Source organism: Ochrobactrum sp. C6C9 (assembly GCF_022627935.1).
In the GTDB taxonomy this organism is placed as follows: domain Bacteria; phylum Pseudomonadota; class Alphaproteobacteria; order Rhizobiales; family Rhizobiaceae; genus Brucella; species Brucella teleogrylli.
In genome coordinates, this window is the sequence record NZ_JABXGB010000105.1 from 1 (window position 1) to 575 (window position 575).

Consider the following 575-nt stretch of genomic DNA (forward strand, 5'->3'; position numbering starts at 1 on the left):
AGTGTATGGGACTTGCCCGCCGACGCATCGGCCATGCGGACTTATACATCTGCTCCGAACCTCCTGTCGCTGGAGGCGAGTTCCAGCCGGTTTGTGCTGTCCAGACCAGGCTATGATGTGAACACGACCAATGAGTTCGGCACGATCATAAGCTCCAACAATCGTTCACCGGCTCTCTGCGTCATGAACGGAACTGAAAATAGTATCCCGGCCAATGGATCGAGAACGATTGCAGCACCGGCTGGCGTCATTCTCTCGCAAAGGGCGGTTGTTGACGTGATGTTTCGTGTCTCCGGGCAAACGTGGCGCGTACCTGGGCTGCTGACCGATACAACGGCGGCGGGAACTTGGCAGCTGTCCTATGCCGTGTCAGGCAACAGCATCACGTTCTACAATTCTGAGAAAGACGCGGTTGACCTGCGGTACGTCGTCTTCAACGTGGATGACCAGCCGAAATCGACGGGCGGCAATCAGGTCATCTTCCGTGGCAATGATGGATTGCGTGACTATGTGCAAATCAAGAAACCCGGCACGAGTGACCCGGCAAGCCGTCCGAACGATATCTTATTCGACAG

General features: G+C 55.7%; 1 protein-coding gene. It reads left to right on the forward strand.

Annotated features, from left to right (window positions below; translation table 11 throughout):
• A partial coding sequence (locus HWD97_RS24255) for a hypothetical protein (protein ID WP_371835809.1) occupies positions 1–575 on the forward strand: 575 nt, incomplete at both ends.